This window comes from Mycolicibacter icosiumassiliensis, assembly GCF_900078685.2.
Lineage (GTDB): Bacteria > Actinomycetota > Actinomycetes > Mycobacteriales > Mycobacteriaceae > Mycobacterium > Mycobacterium icosiumassiliensis.
Genome location: NZ_LT546170.1, coordinates 436,126 through 454,332 on the forward strand (window position 1 = coordinate 436,126; position 18,207 = coordinate 454,332).

At 66.4% G+C, this 18,207-nt stretch carries 21 protein-coding genes, 2 tRNA genes and 1 pseudogene; 14 read left to right on the top strand and 10 right to left on the bottom strand.

Features of this window, described 5'->3' with window-relative positions; genetic code table 11:
- The 5 genes from BN4346_RS44690 to BN4346_RS44710 form a co-directional block, all read right to left on the bottom strand.
- Complete coding sequence (locus BN4346_RS44690) at positions 1 to 612, bottom strand: histidine phosphatase family protein (protein ID WP_067976735.1); 612 nt, start codon at positions 610 to 612, stop codon at positions 1 to 3.
- Between the two features lie 34 nt (positions 613 to 646).
- Positions 647 to 2,506: an alkyl/aryl-sulfatase gene (locus tag BN4346_RS44695; RefSeq protein WP_067976736.1), complete on the bottom strand. Its 1,860-nt coding sequence runs from the start codon at positions 2,504 to 2,506 to the stop codon at positions 647 to 649.
- Positions 2,507 to 2,553: 47 nt separating this feature from the next.
- A complete protein-coding gene (locus BN4346_RS49585; RefSeq protein ID WP_268811502.1) occupies positions 2,554 to 2,688 on the bottom strand; it encodes a hypothetical protein in 135 nt (44 codons plus the stop codon).
- Positions 2,689 to 2,988: 300 nt separating this feature from the next.
- Positions 2,989 to 4,512, bottom strand: a complete 1,524-nt coding sequence (locus tag BN4346_RS44705; RefSeq protein WP_067976723.1) for a sensor histidine kinase — start codon at positions 4,510 to 4,512, stop codon at positions 2,989 to 2,991.
- Positions 4,490 to 5,194 (bottom strand): response regulator transcription factor, encoded by a 705-nt coding sequence (locus BN4346_RS44710; RefSeq protein WP_067976724.1) that lies wholly within the window; start codon positions 5,192 to 5,194, stop codon positions 4,490 to 4,492. Before BN4346_RS44710 ends, BN4346_RS44705 begins: the two co-directional genes overlap by 23 nt.
- A 124-nt stretch (positions 5,195 to 5,318) precedes the next feature.
- Here BN4346_RS44710 and BN4346_RS44715 point away from each other — a divergent pair, with 124 nt between their 5' ends.
- The 7 genes from BN4346_RS44715 to BN4346_RS44745 all read left to right on the top strand — a co-directional run bounded on the left by BN4346_RS44715 (position 5,319) and on the right by BN4346_RS44745 (position 10,620).
- The gene (locus BN4346_RS44715) at positions 5,319 to 5,672 is read left to right on the top strand and encodes a nuclear transport factor 2 family protein (protein WP_067976725.1); all 354 of its coding nucleotides are present in this window, start codon (positions 5,319 to 5,321) and stop codon (positions 5,670 to 5,672) included.
- A 73-nt stretch (positions 5,673 to 5,745) separates the two neighbouring features.
- Positions 5,746 to 6,744: a phosphotransferase family protein gene (locus tag BN4346_RS44720; RefSeq protein ID WP_067976737.1), complete on the top strand. Its 999-nt coding sequence runs from the start codon at positions 5,746 to 5,748 to the stop codon at positions 6,742 to 6,744.
- Positions 6,741 to 7,988 (top strand): amidohydrolase, encoded by a 1,248-nt coding sequence (locus BN4346_RS44725; protein ID WP_067976726.1) that lies wholly within the window; start codon positions 6,741 to 6,743, stop codon positions 7,986 to 7,988. The genes BN4346_RS44720 and BN4346_RS44725 overlap by 4 nt, the downstream gene beginning before the upstream one ends.
- Before the next feature lie 67 nt (positions 7,989 to 8,055).
- Complete coding sequence (locus BN4346_RS44730; protein WP_019737957.1) at positions 8,056 to 8,364, top strand: hypothetical protein; 309 nt, start codon at positions 8,056 to 8,058, stop codon at positions 8,362 to 8,364.
- Between the two features lie 28 nt (positions 8,365 to 8,392).
- On the top strand, positions 8,393 to 9,148 hold the full coding sequence (locus tag BN4346_RS44735) for a hypothetical protein (protein ID WP_067976727.1): 756 nt from the start codon (positions 8,393 to 8,395) through the stop codon (positions 9,146 to 9,148).
- 9 nt (positions 9,149 to 9,157) lie between these two features.
- Positions 9,158 to 9,898: a hypothetical protein gene (locus tag BN4346_RS44740; RefSeq protein ID WP_067976728.1), complete on the top strand. Its 741-nt coding sequence runs from the start codon at positions 9,158 to 9,160 to the stop codon at positions 9,896 to 9,898.
- On the top strand, positions 9,895 to 10,620 hold the full coding sequence (locus tag BN4346_RS44745; protein WP_067976729.1) for a hypothetical protein: 726 nt from the start codon (positions 9,895 to 9,897) through the stop codon (positions 10,618 to 10,620). Before BN4346_RS44740 ends, BN4346_RS44745 begins: the two co-directional genes overlap by 4 nt.
- Before the next feature lie 79 nt (positions 10,621 to 10,699).
- Here the strand turns inward: BN4346_RS44745 and BN4346_RS44750 are convergent, their stop codons facing one another.
- Both BN4346_RS44750 and BN4346_RS44755 read right to left on the bottom strand, forming a co-directional pair.
- Complete coding sequence (locus BN4346_RS44750; RefSeq protein ID WP_067976730.1) at positions 10,700 to 12,040, bottom strand: FAD-dependent oxidoreductase; 1,341 nt, start codon at positions 12,038 to 12,040, stop codon at positions 10,700 to 10,702.
- 141 nt (positions 12,041 to 12,181) lie between these two features.
- Positions 12,182 to 12,568, bottom strand: a complete 387-nt coding sequence (locus BN4346_RS44755; protein WP_078058849.1) for a BlaI/MecI/CopY family transcriptional regulator — start codon at positions 12,566 to 12,568, stop codon at positions 12,182 to 12,184.
- A gap of 145 nt (positions 12,569 to 12,713) precedes the next feature.
- Here BN4346_RS44755 and BN4346_RS44760 point away from each other — a divergent pair.
- Positions 12,714 to 12,982: pseudogene (locus BN4346_RS44760) on the top strand (transposase); the annotation flags it as partial.
- Between the two features lie 104 nt (positions 12,983 to 13,086).
- On the opposite strand, the gene BN4346_RS44765 reads toward BN4346_RS44760, so the two are convergent.
- Together BN4346_RS44765 and BN4346_RS44770 are read right to left on the bottom strand one after the other, a co-directional pair.
- Positions 13,087 to 13,159: transfer RNA gene (locus BN4346_RS44765), tRNA-Arg, on the bottom strand.
- 37 nt (positions 13,160 to 13,196) lie between these two features.
- Positions 13,197 to 13,285 (bottom strand) — tRNA-Ser (locus tag BN4346_RS44770).
- A gap of 200 nt (positions 13,286 to 13,485) precedes the next feature.
- On the opposite strand from BN4346_RS44770, the gene BN4346_RS44780 reads away from it, so the two are divergent.
- The 3 genes from BN4346_RS44780 to BN4346_RS44790 are packed head-to-tail and all read left to right on the top strand — an operon-like array spanning position 13,486 to position 15,442.
- Positions 13,486 to 14,532: a pyridoxal phosphate-dependent aminotransferase gene (locus BN4346_RS44780; RefSeq protein WP_067976739.1), complete on the top strand. Its 1,047-nt coding sequence runs from the start codon at positions 13,486 to 13,488 to the stop codon at positions 14,530 to 14,532.
- A gap of 12 nt (positions 14,533 to 14,544) precedes the next feature.
- Positions 14,545 to 14,958 (top strand): SRPBCC family protein, encoded by a 414-nt coding sequence (locus BN4346_RS44785; protein ID WP_067976731.1) that lies wholly within the window; start codon positions 14,545 to 14,547, stop codon positions 14,956 to 14,958.
- Positions 14,959 to 14,962: 4 nt separating this feature from the next.
- Entirely contained in the window at positions 14,963 to 15,442 is a 480-nt protein-coding gene (locus BN4346_RS44790) for a DUF4334 domain-containing protein (RefSeq protein ID WP_067976732.1), read from the top strand.
- A gap of 9 nt (positions 15,443 to 15,451) precedes the next feature.
- Here the strand turns inward: BN4346_RS44790 and BN4346_RS44795 are convergent, their stop codons facing one another.
- A complete protein-coding gene (locus tag BN4346_RS44795) occupies positions 15,452 to 16,438 on the bottom strand; it encodes a TerC/Alx family metal homeostasis membrane protein (protein ID WP_067976733.1) in 987 nt (328 codons plus the stop codon).
- A 139-nt stretch (positions 16,439 to 16,577) separates the two neighbouring features.
- Between BN4346_RS44795 and BN4346_RS44800 the strand changes: the two genes are divergently transcribed.
- The 3 genes from BN4346_RS44800 to BN4346_RS44810 form a co-directional block, all read left to right on the top strand.
- Entirely contained in the window at positions 16,578 to 17,402 is an 825-nt protein-coding gene (locus BN4346_RS44800; RefSeq protein WP_067976734.1) for a crotonase/enoyl-CoA hydratase family protein, read from the top strand.
- Positions 17,402 to 17,725 (top strand): DMT family transporter, encoded by a 324-nt coding sequence (locus tag BN4346_RS44805; RefSeq protein ID WP_067976740.1) that lies wholly within the window; start codon positions 17,402 to 17,404, stop codon positions 17,723 to 17,725. The genes BN4346_RS44800 and BN4346_RS44805 overlap by 1 nt, the downstream gene beginning before the upstream one ends.
- A partial coding sequence (locus BN4346_RS44810) for an acyl-CoA thioesterase (RefSeq protein WP_208863312.1) occupies positions 17,722 to 18,207 on the top strand: 486 nt, incomplete at its 3' end. The genes BN4346_RS44805 and BN4346_RS44810, both read left to right, overlap by 4 nt.

Genomic DNA, 18,207 nt, shown 5'->3' on the forward strand with positions numbered 1-18,207 from the left:
TCAGAACCGGGCCTGATTGCGCGGCAGCAGGTCCCAAACGTGCTCGGTGCCGTTCGTCGATGCCACCGCGGCCTGCCCGGATTGTGAGTACAGCAGGCGGGTGATCGACACGTAGTCGATGGGAAACGACAGCAACCGCTGCGTGCCCAGAACCTGGTGCAGGATCACGTTGATCACGCCGCCATGGCTGAACACCGCGACCGTGTCGTCGGGCCCGGAGCCGGCCACCACGTCGGCGACGGCGTCCGAGACGCGGGCACAGAACGCGGCCTCGTCGACGTCGGCGGGCAGGTGCCCCTGCGCCATCCGGGCCCAATCCTGGGGCCGCTCGGTACGCAGCTGTTCGACGGGCAGATAGCCGGCCAGGTCGCGGTCGTACTCGGCGAACCGTTCATCGATGTCGACGCGGTGGCCGAGCTTCGCCGCGAGCGGCTCGGCGGTCTGGATCGCCCGGCGCTGCGGACTGCTGACCAGCCGAGTGATCGGGAACCGCGTCAACGCATCCGGCAGGCGCTGCGCCTGGGCGAATCCGGTCTCGGACAGCTCGGGATCTGAGCCCTGGCCATACTCGCTGCGTAGCGGGAGGGCGTGGCGGATCAGCAGCAACTGCACGCCTGTCACCCTAAGGGGCCAGTTCGGCCCGGCCTCACGGGGTGACGATGTTGAAGCTCGGGTCGGGGTTGTCGAGGACGCCCAGCAGGTTCGCCCAGGCGGTCTGGTCGCCGGAGACCTCCAGCTGCCCATTGCCCAGCAGCGCCAGCTTGGTGGGGGCCGTGATAGTGACATCCGCGCTGGCGGGGTCCGTCGCCGTCTTGCGGTGCACCAGCACCCCGTTGCGCAGGGTGAGGCGATAGTTGACGCCGGTGTCGGCGAACGAGACATCCAGCGCCAGCGCCAGGTCCCAGGCCCGCGGCCCGTTGATCCGGATCGCCAGGGCATCGAAGAGTTGCTCGGGGCTCAGTTGCGACGTCAGCGCCACCGAGGTGACCTGGGTGGGGGTGCCGAAATTGCCGGTACGCAATTCGGTGGCACCGGACAGGAAGAAGTTGCGCCAGGTGGCGTTCTCCGCGCCGTACGCCAGCTGTTCGAGGGTGTCGGCGTAGAGCTTGCGTGCCGCGACATGGTCGGCGTCGCTGAATATCGCATGGTCGAGCAAGGTTGCTGCCCAACGGAAATCACCCTCGTTAAACGCCGCCTCAGCCAGTTCGACGACGCGGTCCAGTCCGCCCAGCGCTGCCGTGTAGCGGGGTCCCAGGGCCTCCGGCGGGTGCGGCCACAGCCGGGCCGGGTTGCCGTCGAACCAGCCCAGGTAGCGCTGGTAGACGGCCTTGACGTTGTGGCTCACCGAGCCGTAGTAGCCGCGGGCGTGCCAGGCTTTTTCCAGCGCGGGCGGCAGCTGAAACTGTTCGGCGATCTCGATTCCGGTGAGGCCGCGGTTGAGCAGCCGCAGTGTCTGGTCATGCAGATAGGCGTAGAGATCGCGTTGCAGCCCAAGGTATTCCGCGATTCGCTCGGTACCCCATGTCGGCCAGTGGTGCGAGGCAAAGACGACGTCGGCTCGCCCGGCGAAGGTGTCGATGGCCTCGGTGAGGTAGCCGGCCCAGGCACGCGGGTCACGAACCAGCGCGCCGCGCAGTGTCAACAGATTGTGCTGGTTGTGGGTGGCGTTCTCGGCCATGCACAGCGCCCGGAATTGCGGGAAGTAGAAGTGCATTTCGGCCGGCGCCTCGGTGCCCGGCGCCATTTGGAATTCGATCTGTACGCCGTCGATGACGTGGGATTCGCCGGTCTGGGAGATGGTGACGGTAGGCACGATCACCGATACTTCCCCGGTCGAGGTGTTCTGGCCCAGGCCGCAGCCGACCTGCCCGCGCGGGCCGCGGGCCAGCACGGTGCCGTACATGTAGGCGGCACGCCGTGTCATCGCGGTACCGGCGTAGACGTTCTCGGACACCGCATGTTCGACGAAGCCTTCGGGGGCGAGCACGGCCACCCGGCCGGCGTCGACGTCGGCCTGCGAGGTCACGCCCAGCACACCGCCGAAGTGGTCGGCGTGACTGTGTGTGTAGATGACCGCGGTGACCTGGCGGTCTCCGCCGCGATGTTCGCGGTAGAGCTTTAGCGCGGCGGCGGCGACCTCGGTGGAGATCAGCGGGTCGATGACGATGACGCCGGTCTCGCCCTCGACGAAGGTGATGTTGGACAGGTCGAAGCCGCGCACCTGGTAGATGCCCTCGACGACTTCGTAGAGCCCTTGCTTGGCGGCCAACTGGGACTGTCGCCACAGCGAGGGGTGCACCGAGGTCGGCGCCTCCCCGGCGAGGAAGTCGTAGCTGTCGTTGTCCCAGACCACCCGGCCGTCGGCGGCGGTGATGACGCATGGTGTCAGCGCGGCGATGAAGCCGCGGTCGGCGTCGGCGAAATCCGTTGTGTCACCAAAAGGGAGCGTGGTGCGGTGTTCGGCATGGGCGGCCTCGACGGTTGCACCCACCGGCTGGTTTTCCATGGCGCCCAGCTTGCCACCAATGCCGTGCCGCGGCGCGGGTTGACGCGTCAGTGGCGCCAGCGCAATGAAGTCAGCGCATTGCGCAGCCGCGTCGGCCACGATGGGCGGGCGACCCGGTCACGGGTCTCCCGCGCCTCGCGGGCGTAGTCGCGGATGGATTCGTCGCCTTCTTCAGCACGCATCGGATCACCTCTCCGGTGAGTCGTCGGGCGGGGTCGGCGGGTCTTCGGGAACCAGCCGTTCCGGCACTTCTGCAGGCGCCAGCCGTTCCGGAGGTTCCGCCGGCACCAGTCGTTCCGGTGGCTCCTGGGGGACTCGCCGATGCGACGGCTCTTCCGGCCGGCCCGGTTCGGGTGGCAGTCCGAGATTCATCCGGGTCGCCTACCCCTTGGGCAGCAGGCGCAAACCCCGGCGGCGAGCGTGCGCAGTTGTACACCAAACCCGGCGTGTTGCCGAACAAACACCTTCGCGGGTGGGGGGGGCTATCGGGGCAGCCGCACGGTGAACGCGGTCCGGCCGGGTTCGCTGGTGACACCGATGATCCCCCGGTGCGCCCGAACCACCGCCGACGCGATCGCCAGTCCGAGCCCGGTGCTGCCGCCCTTGCGCGACCGGGAGGTGTCCCCGCGGGCGAACCTTTGGAAGATCTCCGGCAGGAACTCCGCGGGGATTCCCGGGCCGTCATCGGTCACGCTGAGCACGGCCTCGTTCCCCTCGACACCCAGCCGCAGAGTCACCACGGTTCCCGGGCCGGTGTGGACACGGGCGTTGGTCAGCAGGTTGGCCACCACCTGGTGCAGTCGGGCGGCGTCACCGGGCACGATCACCGGCTCGTCGGGCAGATCGAGTTGCCACTGATGATCCGAGCCCCCGACGTGGGCATCGCTGACCGTGTCGACCGCCAACCGGGACAGGTCGACCGGCTCGTGCTCCAGCGGACGCCCGGAGTCCAGCCGCGCCAGCAGCAGCAGATCCTCGACCAGTTGGGTCATCCGCTCGGTTTCGGACTGCACGCGGCTCAACGCGTGCGTCAGGGCTTCGGAGTCTGCGCCGTCGGACACCGGAATTCGTTGCGCAAGTTCGGTGTAACCACGGATAGCAGTCAGCGGGGTGCGCAGCTCATGACTGGCGTCGGCGACGAATTGGCGCACCCGGGTCTCGCTGTCTTGGCGGGTCGACAGCGCGGTAGCGATGTGGTCGAGCATCCGGTTGACCGCTGCGCCCAGTTGTCCGACTTCGGTGCGGGGGTTGGCGTCGGATTCGGCGACCCGCACCGGCAGCGTCGCCTCACCGCGGTCCAACGGCAGCCCGGCGACTTCGCCGGCGGTCTGTGCGACGCGTCGCAGCGGGGTCAGTGCCCGCCGGATGACCACGCTGCCGGCGGTGGCCACCGCGGCGACGGCGACCAGGGTGACCAGGCCGAAGATCAGCACCACCCGGACCATGGTGTCGTCCACCGCAGCCAGCGGCAGCCCGGTGACGATCACGTCGTCACCGCGGCGGGCGGTGGTCGCGACCACCCGGTAGCGACCCACACCGTCGAGGCGCCGCGTAACGGGCGGGTCCCCGGCCGCCACATCTGTCAACCGTGTTGCGGCAGCAGGGCTCAGCCCCTCCCGCTGACCTGAGGTGCTCAGATAGCCCGCCTCGACCTCTTGACCAGAGCCGGGAATGCCCCCGCTTTCCACCACGGCGCCGACCATGCCGGCCGGCTGGCCGGGTGCGTCCAGGAAGTCCGGGCCAGGCCCCGGCCGCGGCCGGTGGTGCCGATGCCCAGGCGGCGGCAAGGGATGGCCGTGCAGCCGCGCGGAGCGGTGCGAGGCGTCCTGCAGCTGATGGTCGAGTTGGCCGACCAGATACTGGTAAAGGGCCAGCTCCGTCACCGCACCGATACCGAGGCAGGCCACGGCCAGCAGCACGACCTGGCCGGCCAGCAGCCGGGCCCGCAGCGACCAGGTGCGCCCGGCGCCGGCTTGCGGCGATCTACCCAGCCGGCTTGAGCACATAGCCCGCACCGCGCAAAGTGTGAATCATCGGTTCTCGACCGTTGTCGATCTTCTTGCGCAGGTAGGAGATATAGAGCTCGACGATGTTAGCTTTGCCACCAAAGTCGTAGTCCCACACCCGATCCAGGATCTGCGCTTTGGACAGCACCCGCTTGGCGTTGTGCATCAGGTAACGCAGCAATTCGAATTCGGTGGAGGTCAACGTGATCGGGTCGCCGCCCCGAGTCACCTCATGGGAGTCCTCGTCGAGAACCAGGTCCCCGACCACGATCTGCGCCCCGGCATCGGCGGTGCTCACCCCGGTGCGGCGCAGCAATGCGCGCAGGCGCAACACCACCTCTTCGATGCTGAACGGTTTGGTGACGTAGTCGTCGCCGCCGGCGGTCAACCCGGCGATGCGGTCCTCCAGCGCGTCCTTGGCCGTCAGGAACAACACCGGCATTCGTGGGTTGATCTCCCGCAGTTTGGGCAGCACATCCAAGCCGCTCATGTCGGGCAGCATCACATCGAGCACGACGACGTCGGGGCGCTCGGCCTTCGCGGCCGCAATCGCCGAGGCGCCGTCACCGGCGGTGGCGGTGCTCCAGCCCTCGTAGCGCAACGCCATGGCCACCATCTCGGCCAGCACCGTCTCATCATCGACCACCAACACCGTGATGGGCTTGCCGTCGGCACGCTCCATCACGACACGTTCCACCGATCCCCGTGGTGCAGTCATCGCGTTCCAGTATGTCGGCGGCAATGGGCGCTTGCTGTATCGACACTATGCGCGCGCTGTGAACCGCGCGCGCCGATATCGTCATCGCATGCCACGTACACCGCAGGAGATCTTCGACCACCACCTCCAGGCCCTGCTCGCTCGCGATGTCGATGAGCTGCTCGTCGACTACACCGACGAATCGGAGCTGATCACCCCCGCCGGCGTAGCCCGGGGCAGCACCGGCATCCGGGCGGCGTTCAGCCAGCTGTCCGCCGCACTCGCCGACGCGGACTTCGAGATCAAGTCGCAGACCTACAGCGGCAATGTGCTGCTGCTGGAATGGACGCTCGACGCACCGGGTGCACGCGGCGTCGTCGTCGACGGGGTAGACACGTTCCTGTTCGACGACGACTCGATTCGGGTGCAGACGATTTCGCAACAGATGCACCCCAAGAGCTGACGCGAATCCGGGCAAGCCGCGCCGGCACGCCGGGTACCTTTCCCCCGTGAACCTCGAAGCGGTCGCGGAATGGATGTCCGCCCAGGGCCTGGGCGAGGGCCCGCTGGACGACGTCACGGAGCTGTCCGGTGGCACCCAGAACGTCATGCTGCAGTTCACCCGGTCCGGCCGCAGCTATGTGTTGCGCCGCGGCCCGCGGCATCTGCGACCGCGCAGCAACGCGGTGATGCTGCGGGAGACCCGGCTGCTGGCCGCGTTGGCCGGCACCGACGTGCCGCATCCGGGATTGATCGCGGTCTGCGATAACCCGGCAGTGCTCGGTGACGCGGTGTTCTACCTGATGGAGCCGGTCGACGGGTTCAACGCGAGCGCGGAACTGCCCGCACTGCACGCCGGCGACCCGGTGGTCCGCTACGGGATGGGACTGTCGATGGCCGACGCGCTGGCGAAGCTCGGTGCCGTCGATCATGTCGCGGTGGGGTTAGCGGACTACGGCAAACCCGACGGCTTCTTGGAACGCCAAGTGCCGCGGTGGCTTTCCGAACTGGACTCCTACCGACAGTTCGAGAACTATCCGGGCCCCGACTTACCGGGACTGGAGGACGTGGCCGACTGGCTGCAGCACAACGTGCCGACGTCCTGGCAGCCGGGGATCCTGCACGGTGACTACCACGCGGCCAACGTGATGTTCTCCCCCACCGGGCCCGACGTGGCGGCGATCGTGGACTGGGAGATGTCGACCATCGGGGATCCACTGTTGGATCTGGGCTGGCTGCTGGCCACCTGGCGCCAGGACGACGGGTCCAGCGTGTTCAGTCACACACTGACCGGCATGGACGGGCTGGCCTCCCCCGATGACCTAGTGCAGCGCTACGCGGCGGGCAGCTCTCGCGACCTGACGCACATCGGGTGGTACACAGTGATGGCCGGTTTCAAGCTGGCCATCGTGATCGAGGGCACCCTGGCCCGGGCGTCGGCGGGCATGGCGCAGCAGGAGGTCGGCGACCAGTTGCACGAGGCCGCGGTATGGCTTTTCGACCGGGCCCAGACTTGGATGGCGAGCGCAAAATGACAGACCGCATCGACGAGATCGACAGGATCGTTGAGGCCGACACGCGGCGCCTGGTCGGGATCTTCAAAGACCTGCACCGCAACCCCGAGTTGGGGTTCAACGAAGTGCGCACCGCGCGGATCGCCGCACAGGCACTGGGCAACCTCGGCTTCACGGTAACCACCGGGATCGGTCGCACCGGCGTGGTGGCGGTCCTGGCCAACGGTCCCGGGCCGGTGGTGATGTACCGGGCCGACATGGACGCCCTGGCAGTGCCGGAGGCCACCGGCCTGGACTACGCCAGCAGTAACCCGGCACTGGGACACATGTGCGGCCACGACGCGCACGTGACCTGGATGTTGGGGTTGGCCAAGGTGCTCGCCGAGACCACCGACTCCTGGTCGGGCACCGCGGTGCTGATCGGACAGCCCGCCGAGGAACTGATCACCGGCGCCCAAGCCATGATCGACGCGGGCCTCTATGACGTCGTCCCCCGGCCGGACGCTTTCCTGGCGATGCACACTGCCCCGGTACCGGTCGGGATGGTCGCCGCGGTCGGCGGGGAAAGGCTGGCCGGCACCGACCAACTCGACATCGTGTTCCACGGAATCGGCGGGCACGGGTCGATGCCCCAGCTGGCCCGCGACCCGGTGCTCATGGCGGCGCAGGCGATCGTGCAGTTCCAGAGCGTCGTCAGCCGCGCCGTCGCCCCCAGCGAGACGGCGGTGCTGACGGTCGGCTCGGTGCAGGCCGGCAGCACCTACAACGTCATTCCGGACCGAGCCCTGCTCAAGGTCAACCTGCGGTGGTTCAACCCCGAGGTACGCGACACGATGCTGACCGGCATTCGGGCAATCTGCATGGGTATCGCACGCGGCTACGGCATGCCCGAGGACCGGCTGCCCGAGATCACCATGGCCGGTGGCGCCACTCCGCTGGTCAACGACACCGCCCTCACCGACCGGGTGGCGGTCGCGCTGGGCGACCTGCTCGGCTCGGACAAGGTCGTGCGCCAGCTGCCGGCAGTTACCGGCTCGGAGGACTGTCACCTGCTCAAAGGACCGCACGCCGATGTGCCGCTGGCATATCTGCTGGTCGGAGTGGCCGATCCACAGGTGTACGCCAAGTCCTCGGAAAAGGGTCAATTGTTCCCCTACACACCGCACTCGCCGGACTATGTGGTCGACCTTTCCGCCATCCCGGTCGGAACCAGGATTGCAGCCCGTGCAATGCTTGAATTGCTTACTCGCAGTCGGTTTCAGTAGTAATTACACTCCGCCGAGTTTCCGAAATACTTGTGCGGTCCACGAAGACGAGCTAAGGTGTATTGCTGTGGACGATCGTCACAAAGACCCAACCGTCGTGTTGCCTTACCTCGTGGGCAGGCCGCTGGGAGCGACCGAGGTCTACGAGGCATTCGGCTATCGCAAATCCGCCTACTACAAGGCGGCCCATGAGGGTCGGCTGATAAGCGCGGACAACCTGATCCGAGTTGCCAGGTACTTCGGTCTCAACCCCGTCGACCTGCAGGTACGGTTCGGATTGATCGAGCATGACGCCGTCGCCGAATACCTGGAATCCTCATCGCGCCCGCTACGCCTCGGTGATCTGAAGGCGGATCTGGACAAACCCCCCGTCTAAGAGGACCCCAAGGAAGTACCGTCGACGCATGACGACGGCGTTAATTGGTGCCACGGTCGTGGTGGCGCTGTACACCCTGTGGGTGCGCCGCGATACGTGGTGGTCGCGATGGGAGATCGGTATCACCCTGGCGATCGCGCTGGAGACCGTCGCGCTCGTACTGATGTCGCCGTGGGCAGCCGAAACCCTGGGGCCGGACCTGCAGCGTGTCACGCGGATCTGGAACATTCAGCAGCTGGCGGGCCACATCTGCTTCGTCGTCGCCATCGCGGCCAACATCTACCACGTGCTGGCACGATTGGCCGCCTTCGACCAATTCCGCCCGCTGTTCCGCCGGCACGTGCGTTTGCCCGTATGGGCGGGCACGTTGGCGATGGTCGCGCTGTTCATCGTCGCCGACGCAGGCTATCGACCGGATGGTTTCTCATCGCTCGGGGGCGGCGGCGCCTGGGCTCGCGCATATTGGGTGTTGTTGTCCCTGCTGTTGATTTATCTGTCCGGCTACGCGACGCGGGTGCTGTCGATGCTGCGATCCGATCCACGGGCCGTGGAGACCGTCGGGCTCTACACGGCCTCCGCGGCATTCGCGGTGGCGGCCATCATGGCGCTGTTGAGCAACGCCTGGTCCAAAGCCGATGTCAGCCCGCTGATTTGGCTGTGCGCGTGTATTTCCGTGGCGATCTTCGCCTTTGGTTCGGCCCGTTCCTGGCAGGCCAAAGCTGCGTGGTTCACCAACAGCGAACGTCCGGCTGCGCAGCCCAATCCCCCGCAAGCCCTGCCGTGAGGGCCCACGATGACGTCCGGAATCATTGTCACCACGCTGGCGGTCATCGCCTATAGCCTCTGGGTTCGCCGCGACACCTGGTGGAGCCGTTGGGAGAACGCCGCCACCTTCGCGTTGGTACTGGAAGCCTGTGCGCTGCTACTGATGTCGCCGTGGGCCGGAGCCAAGCTCGGCCCGGTGCTGCACAACGGGCTCGGGGTGTGGAACGTTCAACAGCTGATCGGTCACCTGTGCCTGATCGTGGCCGTCACGGCGAACATCCATCACATGCTGGTGCGGCTCGCCGACCCCGTTCAAGTGCGGTTCATCATGCGCCGCCAGCTCATGATCCCGATCTGGCTGAGCATCGCCGTGATGGTGCCGGCTTACCTGCGCTCCGATCAGGACTATCAATCCGACATGTTCGCCGCACCCAGGACCGATGCCTGGATGACGCTTTACCAAGTGGTCGGCTGCACCCTGCTGATCTACCTCAGCGGCTATGTCGCCCGACTGATGTTGACGCTGCGGCACGATCCGCGCGCCAAATCCACCATCGACCTCTACTTCGTATCGATGGCGTTCGCCACCGCCGCATGCCTGATCGTGCTCGCTTCGACGTGGGTCGACGGTGACGACGCCAGCCGCGGGATCTGGCTCTGCATCTGCTTGGCGGTCGGCGCTTTCGCCTACGGGTCCGCGCGATCCTGGCAAGCCAAGAGCGCCTGGTTCACCGCCAACGGCGACGAGAAGGTAATCGGCGCGCAATGACTCCTGCATTCATCGTGGCCACCGTCGTGATGGTCACCTATTGCCTATGGGTGCGGCGCGACACCTGGCGGTCCCGGTGGGAGGCCGGCGCCACCTTCGCCGTCGCAATGGAAGGTTGCGCGCTGCTGCTGCTGACCCCTTGGGCGGCAATCGAACTGGGCCCAACCCTGCATAGCCTGCTGGGACTGTGGAATGCCCAACAGGTACTCGGTTTTCTCTGTCTGCTCGCCGGGGTGATCGGGAACGTCTACCACATGCTGGTGCGCCTCACCGATCCCGAGCACGTGTGGCCGATCATGCGCAAGCACCTCCTGGTGCCGGTGGGCCTGTGTGTCGCAGTGATGCTGATGGCGTTCTTCAACACCAACCGAGGCTTCGAGCCCGACCTGTTCGCCGTTCTGCGCGGTGATCATTGGGTAACCGCTTTCGAGGTGACCGGCAGCGCGGTGTTGCTGTACCTGACCGGCTACATCGCTCGACTGATGTTGACGCTGCGGCACGATCACCGGGCCAGGACCACGCTCGCGCTGTTCCTGGCGGCGATGACTTTCGCTGTGGCGGCATGCCTGGTCGGAATCACCTCGATCTACATCGGCCGCGACGCCGGCCCGGCGATCTGGGTCTGCGCCTGCCTGTCGGTGATGATCTTCGCCTACGGGCTGGCGCGCTCCTGGCAGGCCAAGGCGGCATGGTTCTCGCCGAACGCCTCTGCGCAGCGGTGATGCCTTCCAGTCTGATGGACGCCTCGACGGTGGGCTACCACAACTACCAGCACTGCAGATTCCAGCCGCATCTGCTCGACTATCCACGGCCGGCGCTGATCATATCCTCGCGGGATACCACTTTGATCCGCTCTCGGCCCTGCTGCGCGCCAAGCGCGATCTCGTGGGCATCGAGGCGCTCCCACTCTTCCCAGGTGGTGTAGTCGGCGCCGCTGCCGGACAGATGCTCCAGAATGGCGTCGGGATCAACGACTTCCGGTGGCCGAATTCCCGGAAGATCGGCCAACAGACTGGTAACCGTCTCAGCCGCGTCGGATTTGGTGTGCCCGATGAGGCCGACCGGCCCGCGCTTGATCCAACCCGTGACATAGCTGCCCTCAACCAACGCGCCGTCCATATCGAGCACCCTGCCGGCATCATGCGGAACCACCCCGCTGTGGTGGTCGAACGGCAAATCGGCGAGGTGCGAGGACAGGTAGCCGACAGCACGATAGACCGCCTGTACCGGCCAATCAGTGAATTCGCCCGTACCCCGGACATTTCCGTTTCCAATCAGCTCGGTGCGTTCGGTTCGCAATCCTTCGACACGGTCGGCGCCGAGTACCGCAACCGGTGACTGACACAGGTGGATGTGGATACGGTGCGCGGCCCCGGCCGGTTCCCTGTCCATATAGCGCATCATCGTGTCGACGACGAGTTTGACGGATTTGGTCGAGTTGATCGCCCGCTGGCTGGACTCATCGATCTCGAAACCCTCTGGATGGACAATGACGTCGATGCTGGGAGAGTGGGACAGTTCGCGGAATTCCATGGGCGAGAACTTGATCTGAGCAGGACCACGCCTAGCGAACACGTGAACATCGGTGGCTTGGTTCAACGAAAGTCCATGGTAGACATTGCCGGCGATCTCGGTGCTCAGTTGTTCGTCGGCAGGCTTAGCGAGCATCCGCGCGATATCGAGGGCCACGTTGCCCGCGCCCAGCACAGCGACGTCTCGGGCTTCGAGTGGCCAGTTGCGCGGTACGTCGGGATGGCCGTCATACCAGGAAACGAAGTCCGCGGCGCCATAGCTGCCGGGCAGGTCGATGCCGGGAATGTTCAGCGGCCGGTCCGCCCTGGCACCGGTGGCGAAGATCACCGCGTCGTAGTAGCGGCGCAAATCCGAGAGCTTGACATCCGTGCCGTAGTGCACGTTGCCGATAAACCGAATCTCGTCACGGGACAGCACTCGGCGCAGCGCCTTGATGATCTCCTTGATCCGTGGATGATCGGGCGCCACGCCGTATCGGACCAGCCCGTACGGGGCGGGCAGGCGATCGAAGACGTCAACCCTGGCCTGGGGATATTCGCTCGTCAGAATGTCGGAGGCGTAGATCCCGGCCGGGCCGGCCCCGATCACAGCCACACGGATGTCGCGCACTCAGCACCTCACTTCATTAGGTGAGGCTAGCCTAAATTAAGACGGGGTTGACGCAAAGATCTGTCTCGGAGATTCCAGTCACAGTGCCCCGACCCAGGCGACGAATCCGCCGCGCCACAACGGAACTGGGCCACCGATTCGTCACGCGTGGTGTCCGACGTCAAGTTCAGTCAATGCTCGCCTGAGCGCGGTGGCTTCGTCAGCACCGACGCGTTCGACAAAGTGAATCAACGCGGCCTCGCGCCCGCAGGAGTCGGCAACCTGATCGAGCGCATCAGACATCAACTCGGCGACCAGCTCGGCACGGCCCCGCGTTGGTACATAGCGGTGGGCACGATTATCACGCCGTTGGACCACGAGATTCTTCTTCGCAAGCCGTTGCAGCACAGTCATGATCGTGGTGTACGCCAGGTTTCGTTTCACGGCCACCGAAGCGTGAACTTCGCGGACGGTCAACGCCCCTGGTGCCGACCACAGGCAGTCCATGACCGTACGTTCGAGGTCACCCAACCCAATTCGCGCAGCCACAACCCTCAACCTCCCGCGGCGATCCGCAGCCGTCTTCGTCAAGCGCGAGGCGAAACACGAAGGCGTCCGACACACTGTATGGTAAGGCTAACCTAATTAATTGAAGTTTGGGGTCCGGAATGCTGCACCGCGATGCGACCGCCCGAGCCTCAAGCCGATCTACACCGCGGCCAATGCGACCGCGGCCGCTGCGGTGCTGGATGCCTTCGACGCCGAATGGGCAAAACGCCACCCGGCTGCAATTCGATTGCGGCGCAACGCCTGGAGTGAACTAATCCCGTTCCTGGACTACGACACCGAGATAAGGACGGTGATCTGTTCGGCCCACGCCATCGGACCCTGCCTGGAAAACCAGCACTGCACGCCTTCGCGATCACCTTCGCCGACCGCATGCCGGGCAGCGATGTCCTGTAGCCGGTCGGGCAGGGCGTGGCGGGCGTCTGTGGTGTTGTCTGGGCGCGCAGGGATGTCACATCAAAACGTTCGGTCTGCCCGAGATCTCCCGAGAGATCACAAAGTGCGCCCGAAGGGATTCGAACCCCCAACCTTCTGATCCGTAGTCAGATGCTCTATCCGTTGAGCTACGGGCGCCTGTCTTCAGTTGTCGGTCGAGCAAGCCCGGCCGTTGCGGAGGCGAGAGGATTTGAACCTCCGGTCCCCCGTAAAGGGGACAACTCATTAGCAGTGAGTCCCATTCGGCCGCTCTGGCACGCCTCCCGAACTCGTTGAGGGTACCGGATCACTCCCCCAGTTCTGAAACCGCGGGGTCGATGCGGCGGCCCCAGCTTCACCTCTCCTCCGTCGAGCCTCGCTGAACCGCCGGGTCGATGCGGCGGCCCCAGCTTCACCTCTCCTCCGTCGAGCCTCGCTGAACCGCCGGGGTCGATGCCGCCAGCGGCCCACATATGCTGTGGTCCGTGACCGCCAGACTGCGCCCCGAGATCGCCGCGCTGCCGGCCTACGTCGAGGGTAAGACGGTCCCCGGATCGATCAAGCTCGCCAGCAACGAGACAGTGTTCCCCCCGTTGCCCAGTGTGGCCAAAGCCGTCGAAGCCGCCCTGGCCAGCACCAACCGCTACCCGGACAACGGCTACGCCGCGCTGCGCGCCCGGCTGGCCGAGCATGTCGGATTCGGCCGGGAGCACGTGGCGGCCGGTTGCGGATCGGTGAGCCTGTGCCAACAGCTCATCCAGATCAGTGCTGGCGCCGGCGACGAGGTGATGTTCGGCTGGCGCAGCTTCGAGATCTATCCGCTGCAGGTACGCACCGCCGGCGCCGTGCCGGTGCAGGTGCCGCTGCGCGCGCACACCTACGACCTTGACGCGATGCTGGCCGCCATCACCGAGCACACCCGGCTGATCTTCGTCTGCAACCCGAACAATCCGACGTCCACTGTCGTCGACCCCGACGCACTGGAGCGGTTCGTCGCCGCGGTGCCACCGCACATCCTGATCGCCATCGACGAGGCGTATGTGGAGTACATCCGCGACGGCCTGCTCCCCGACAGCCTGGGACTGGTCCGACGCCACCGGAATGTGGTTGTGCTGCGCACGTTTTCGAAAGCCTACGGGCTGGCCGGCCTGCGCCTGGGTTACGCGATCGGCGATCCAGAGATCATCACCGCGCTGGGCAAGGTCTACGTGCCGTTCACGGTGTCCAGCGTGGCGCAGGTCGCCGGGATCGCCTCACTGGACGCCGCCGAGGAGCTGATGGCCCGCACCGACGCGGTGGTCGCCGAGCGGGCCCGGGTCAGCGCTGCACTGCGGGAAGCCGGGTTTGAGCTGCCTGGTTCGCAGTCCAACTTTGTGTGGCTGCCGCTGGCCGAGCGCACCGCCGACTTCGTCGCCGCTGCCGCGGCGGCCCGCCTTGTCGTCCGCCCCTACGGCCAGGACGGAGTCCGGGTGACCATCGGCGCGCCGGAGGAGAACGACGCGCTGTTACGGTTCGCACAGACGTACCGCTGAGGAGGAACTGACATGCACGCGACCGCGACTGCCACCGTCGCCGCATCCGCGGCTCAGGTGTGGGCGGTGCTCTCCGACTACGAGGGCATGTCCGGCTGGGCCCCCGGACTCAAGATCACTGTGATCCGGCCGGGAACTCCCGAACCCAACGGTGTCGGCGCCCAGCGCCGCATCCAGGCAGTGCCCGGCATGGCGCCGCTGGTGGAGGAGATCATCGCGTTCGAGCCGGATCAGCGGCTGAGCTACCGGGGCGTCTCGGGCATCCCCTTCCGCAACTACGTCGGCAATGTGGCCCTGCGGCCGACGGGCTCCGGCACGGAGATCAGCTACACCGTCAGCGCCGACAACCGCCTGCCCGGGGTTGCCGCGGTGTTGGCGCACGGACTGCTGTTCGGCCTCAAGCGGGCCGTGAACAAAGCCGACTGAAGCGATGACCGCCGTGAATGACGAGCTGGCCCGCACCACGTTCAACGCGCTCAAGGAGCGCACCGGACCGATCCCCGACGCCGAACTCGACGAGTTCTGGGCGACGCTGCCGCCGGCCACCGTCGAGCAGATGATCGGCGAGTGGAGCGGCGGGGAATTCATCACCGGCCACAAGATGAATGGCCTGCTGGAGAAGGCCCGCTGGTTCGGCAAGACGTTCAACTCGATCACCGACGTACAGCCGCTGGTGTGCCTAGACGAGGACGGCAACAAGTTCTCCAACGTCAAGCTCGGTAAGGGCGAGGCGAGCCTGTGGGCCGAGGAGTTCCGCGGCGAGGTGGTGGCGACCATGGTCTACGACGGTCAGCCCACCCACGACCACTTCAAGCGGGTCGATGACCACACCGTGCTGGGCATCATGAACGGCAAGGCGGGAGTCCTGGATAACGGCCGGTACTTCTACTTCTATCTCGAGCGGGTGTAGCCGCTGCGATCAGCGGCGCAACACAAGCTCGGGCTCGGTCTCGCTCCGGGTAGCGTCCCGTGCTTCCCGGCGGTGGCGCAGCGAGGCGATGACGGTGGCCGTGAGCACGCCGACGATCACCAGCAGCGACGGTCCGGTGCCGATCTCGATGCCGCCGGCGCCCTGTTCGTGCATCGCGTGCATGATCAGCTTGACGCCGATGAACCCGAGGATCACCGCCAGTCCGTAGGACAGGTACACCAGCCGGTCGAGCAGGCCGTCGATCAGGAAGTAGAGCTGCCGCAGGCCCAGCAGGGAGAAGGCCGTCGCGGTGAACACGAGATAGCTGTTCTGGGTCAGGCCGAAGATCGCCGGGATCGAGTCGAGCGCGAAGAGCACGTCGGTACCAGCGATCGCCAGCATCACCAACACCATCGGGGTGATCGCCCAGCGCCCGTCAATGCGGCTGAACAGCCGGTCGCCGTCATAACGCTCGGTGGTGTGCACCACCTTCTTCACCAGCCCGACGATGACATCGGGGGCTCGGTGCGACACCTCTGCGCTGCCCGACCTGAGCATGCTGCCCGCCGCCAGCAGCAGGAGCAGGCCGAAGAAATAGAAAACCCAGGAGAAACGGTTGATCAGCGCGGAGCCGAGCAAGATGAAGCCGGTCCGCGCGGCCAACGCCATGACGATCCCGAACAGCAGGACCTTCTGCTGGTCAGCGCGCGGCACTCGGAAGCTGGCCATGATGATCAGGAACACGAACAGGTTGTCGACCGAGAGCGCCTTCTCGGTGACGTAGCCGGCGACGTACTCCGAGCCCAGGTCAGCTCCACCGAAGACAACCACGCCGACCCCGAAGAGCACGGCGACGCCGATGTAGCCGGCGGACCAGAGCGCGGATTCCTTCAGCGTCGGAATGTGCGCCTTGCGGACATGCATAAAGAAGTCGAACGCCAGGAGCCCTAGTAGGCCGACGATCGTCAATGCCCATAACCATCCGGCAATGTCCATTTGCCATCCACGCTAGGCACCTTGAACGACGCTGGATTGGCCAGCAGGTTGCGAGGTTATGACCGTCCGGTGAAAGCGATCAGCGCCCGCCCCAGCACCGCCCACGCGGAGGCCAGGACCCCACGCTACGGTCTGGAGTATGGCCGAGACCTATGAATCCGTCACCGTCGAGATCAAAGACCACGTCGCCCAGGTCACGCTGATCGGGCCCGGTAAGGGCAACGCGATGGGCCCGGCGTTCTGGGCGGAGCTCCCGGAGGTGTTCGCCGCGCTGGACGCCGACCGCGACGTGCGGGCGATCGTTTTGACCGGCTCAGGCAAGAATTTCAGCTACGGGCTGGACGTGGCCGCGATGGGCGGCACGATGGCGCCGGTGTTGGCCGAGGGCGCCCAGGCCCGCCCGCGTGCGGAGTTCCACGCCGAGATACTGCGGATGCAGAAGGCCACTAACGCCGTCGCCGACTGCCGCACCCCGACCATCGCGGCGATCCACGGCTGGTGCATCGGCGGCGGGGTGGACCTGATCGCGGCGGTCGACATCCGCTACGCCTCGGCCGACGCCAAGTTCAGCGTGCGCGAAGTCAAGCTGGCCATCGTCGCCGACATGGGCAGCCTGGCCCGGCTGCCGCTGATCCTGTCCGACGGCCACCTGCGTGAGCTGGCGCTGACCGGCCGCGACATCGACGCCGCCCGCGCCGAGAAGATCAGCCTGGTCAACGACGTCTTCCCCGACGCCGAGGCCTGCCTGGCCGCCGCACACGCCACCGCCGCCGAGATCGCGGCCAACCCGCCGCTGACCGTCTCGGGCGTCAAGGACGTGCTGGATCAGCAGCGCGTCGATGCGGTGTCGGCCAGCCTGCGCTACGTCGCCACCTGGAACGCGGCGTTCTTGGCGTCCAAGGACCTGGTCGAGGGCATCGGCGCGATGATGGGCAAACGCAAGCCCGAGTTCACCGGCGAGTGATGGCCTGGATCCTGCTGTTCGGGGCGATCGGTTTCGAGGTCGCCGGAACGCTGTCGATGCGCGCCTCCGACGGCTTCGCCCGCTGGCAGTGGGTGATCCCGGTGGCCATCGGCTATGTGGTGTCCTTCGCGTTGCTGGCGATGGTGCTCAAGCGCGGCATTCCGGTCGGGGTGGCCTACGGGGTGTGGTCGGGTGTCGGGGTGGCGTTGACCGCGGTGCTGGCCCGGTTCTTGTTCAACGATCCATTCACACCGGCGATGGCCGGTGGCGTGGTGCTGATCGGCGCCGGGGTCTATCTGATGGAGATGGGCGCGCACGCGTGAGCGACGACGTTCCGCACCGCCAACCGGCGCTGGCCGACATCATCGCCACCCTCGACGTCGACCGCGTCGACGAAGAACATTTCGTGGCCACCCAGTTGGACAACCGAATCCACCACATCGTCGGCGGGCATATCGCCGGCCAGGCGCTGGTCGCGGCCAGCCGCACCGCGCCGGATCGGGTCCCGCACAGCATGCACGTCTATTACGTGCGGGCCGGGGACGCCCGCCGCCCGGTGGACCTACATGTGGAGGTGGCCCGCGACGGCGGCACGCTGTCGACGCGACAGGTCACCGCCCGCCAAGACGGCCAGATCTTGCTGGAAGTGCTGTCCTCCTTCACCACGGCGGTCGACGCACCCGAATACCAGCAGCCGATACCCGATGTCCCCGACCCGGAGTCGCTGCCCACGTCGCAGGATCAGCACGCCGCCTACGCCGACGAGCTCGGCGGTTACTGGGGGCAGCCGCACCCGTTCGATGTG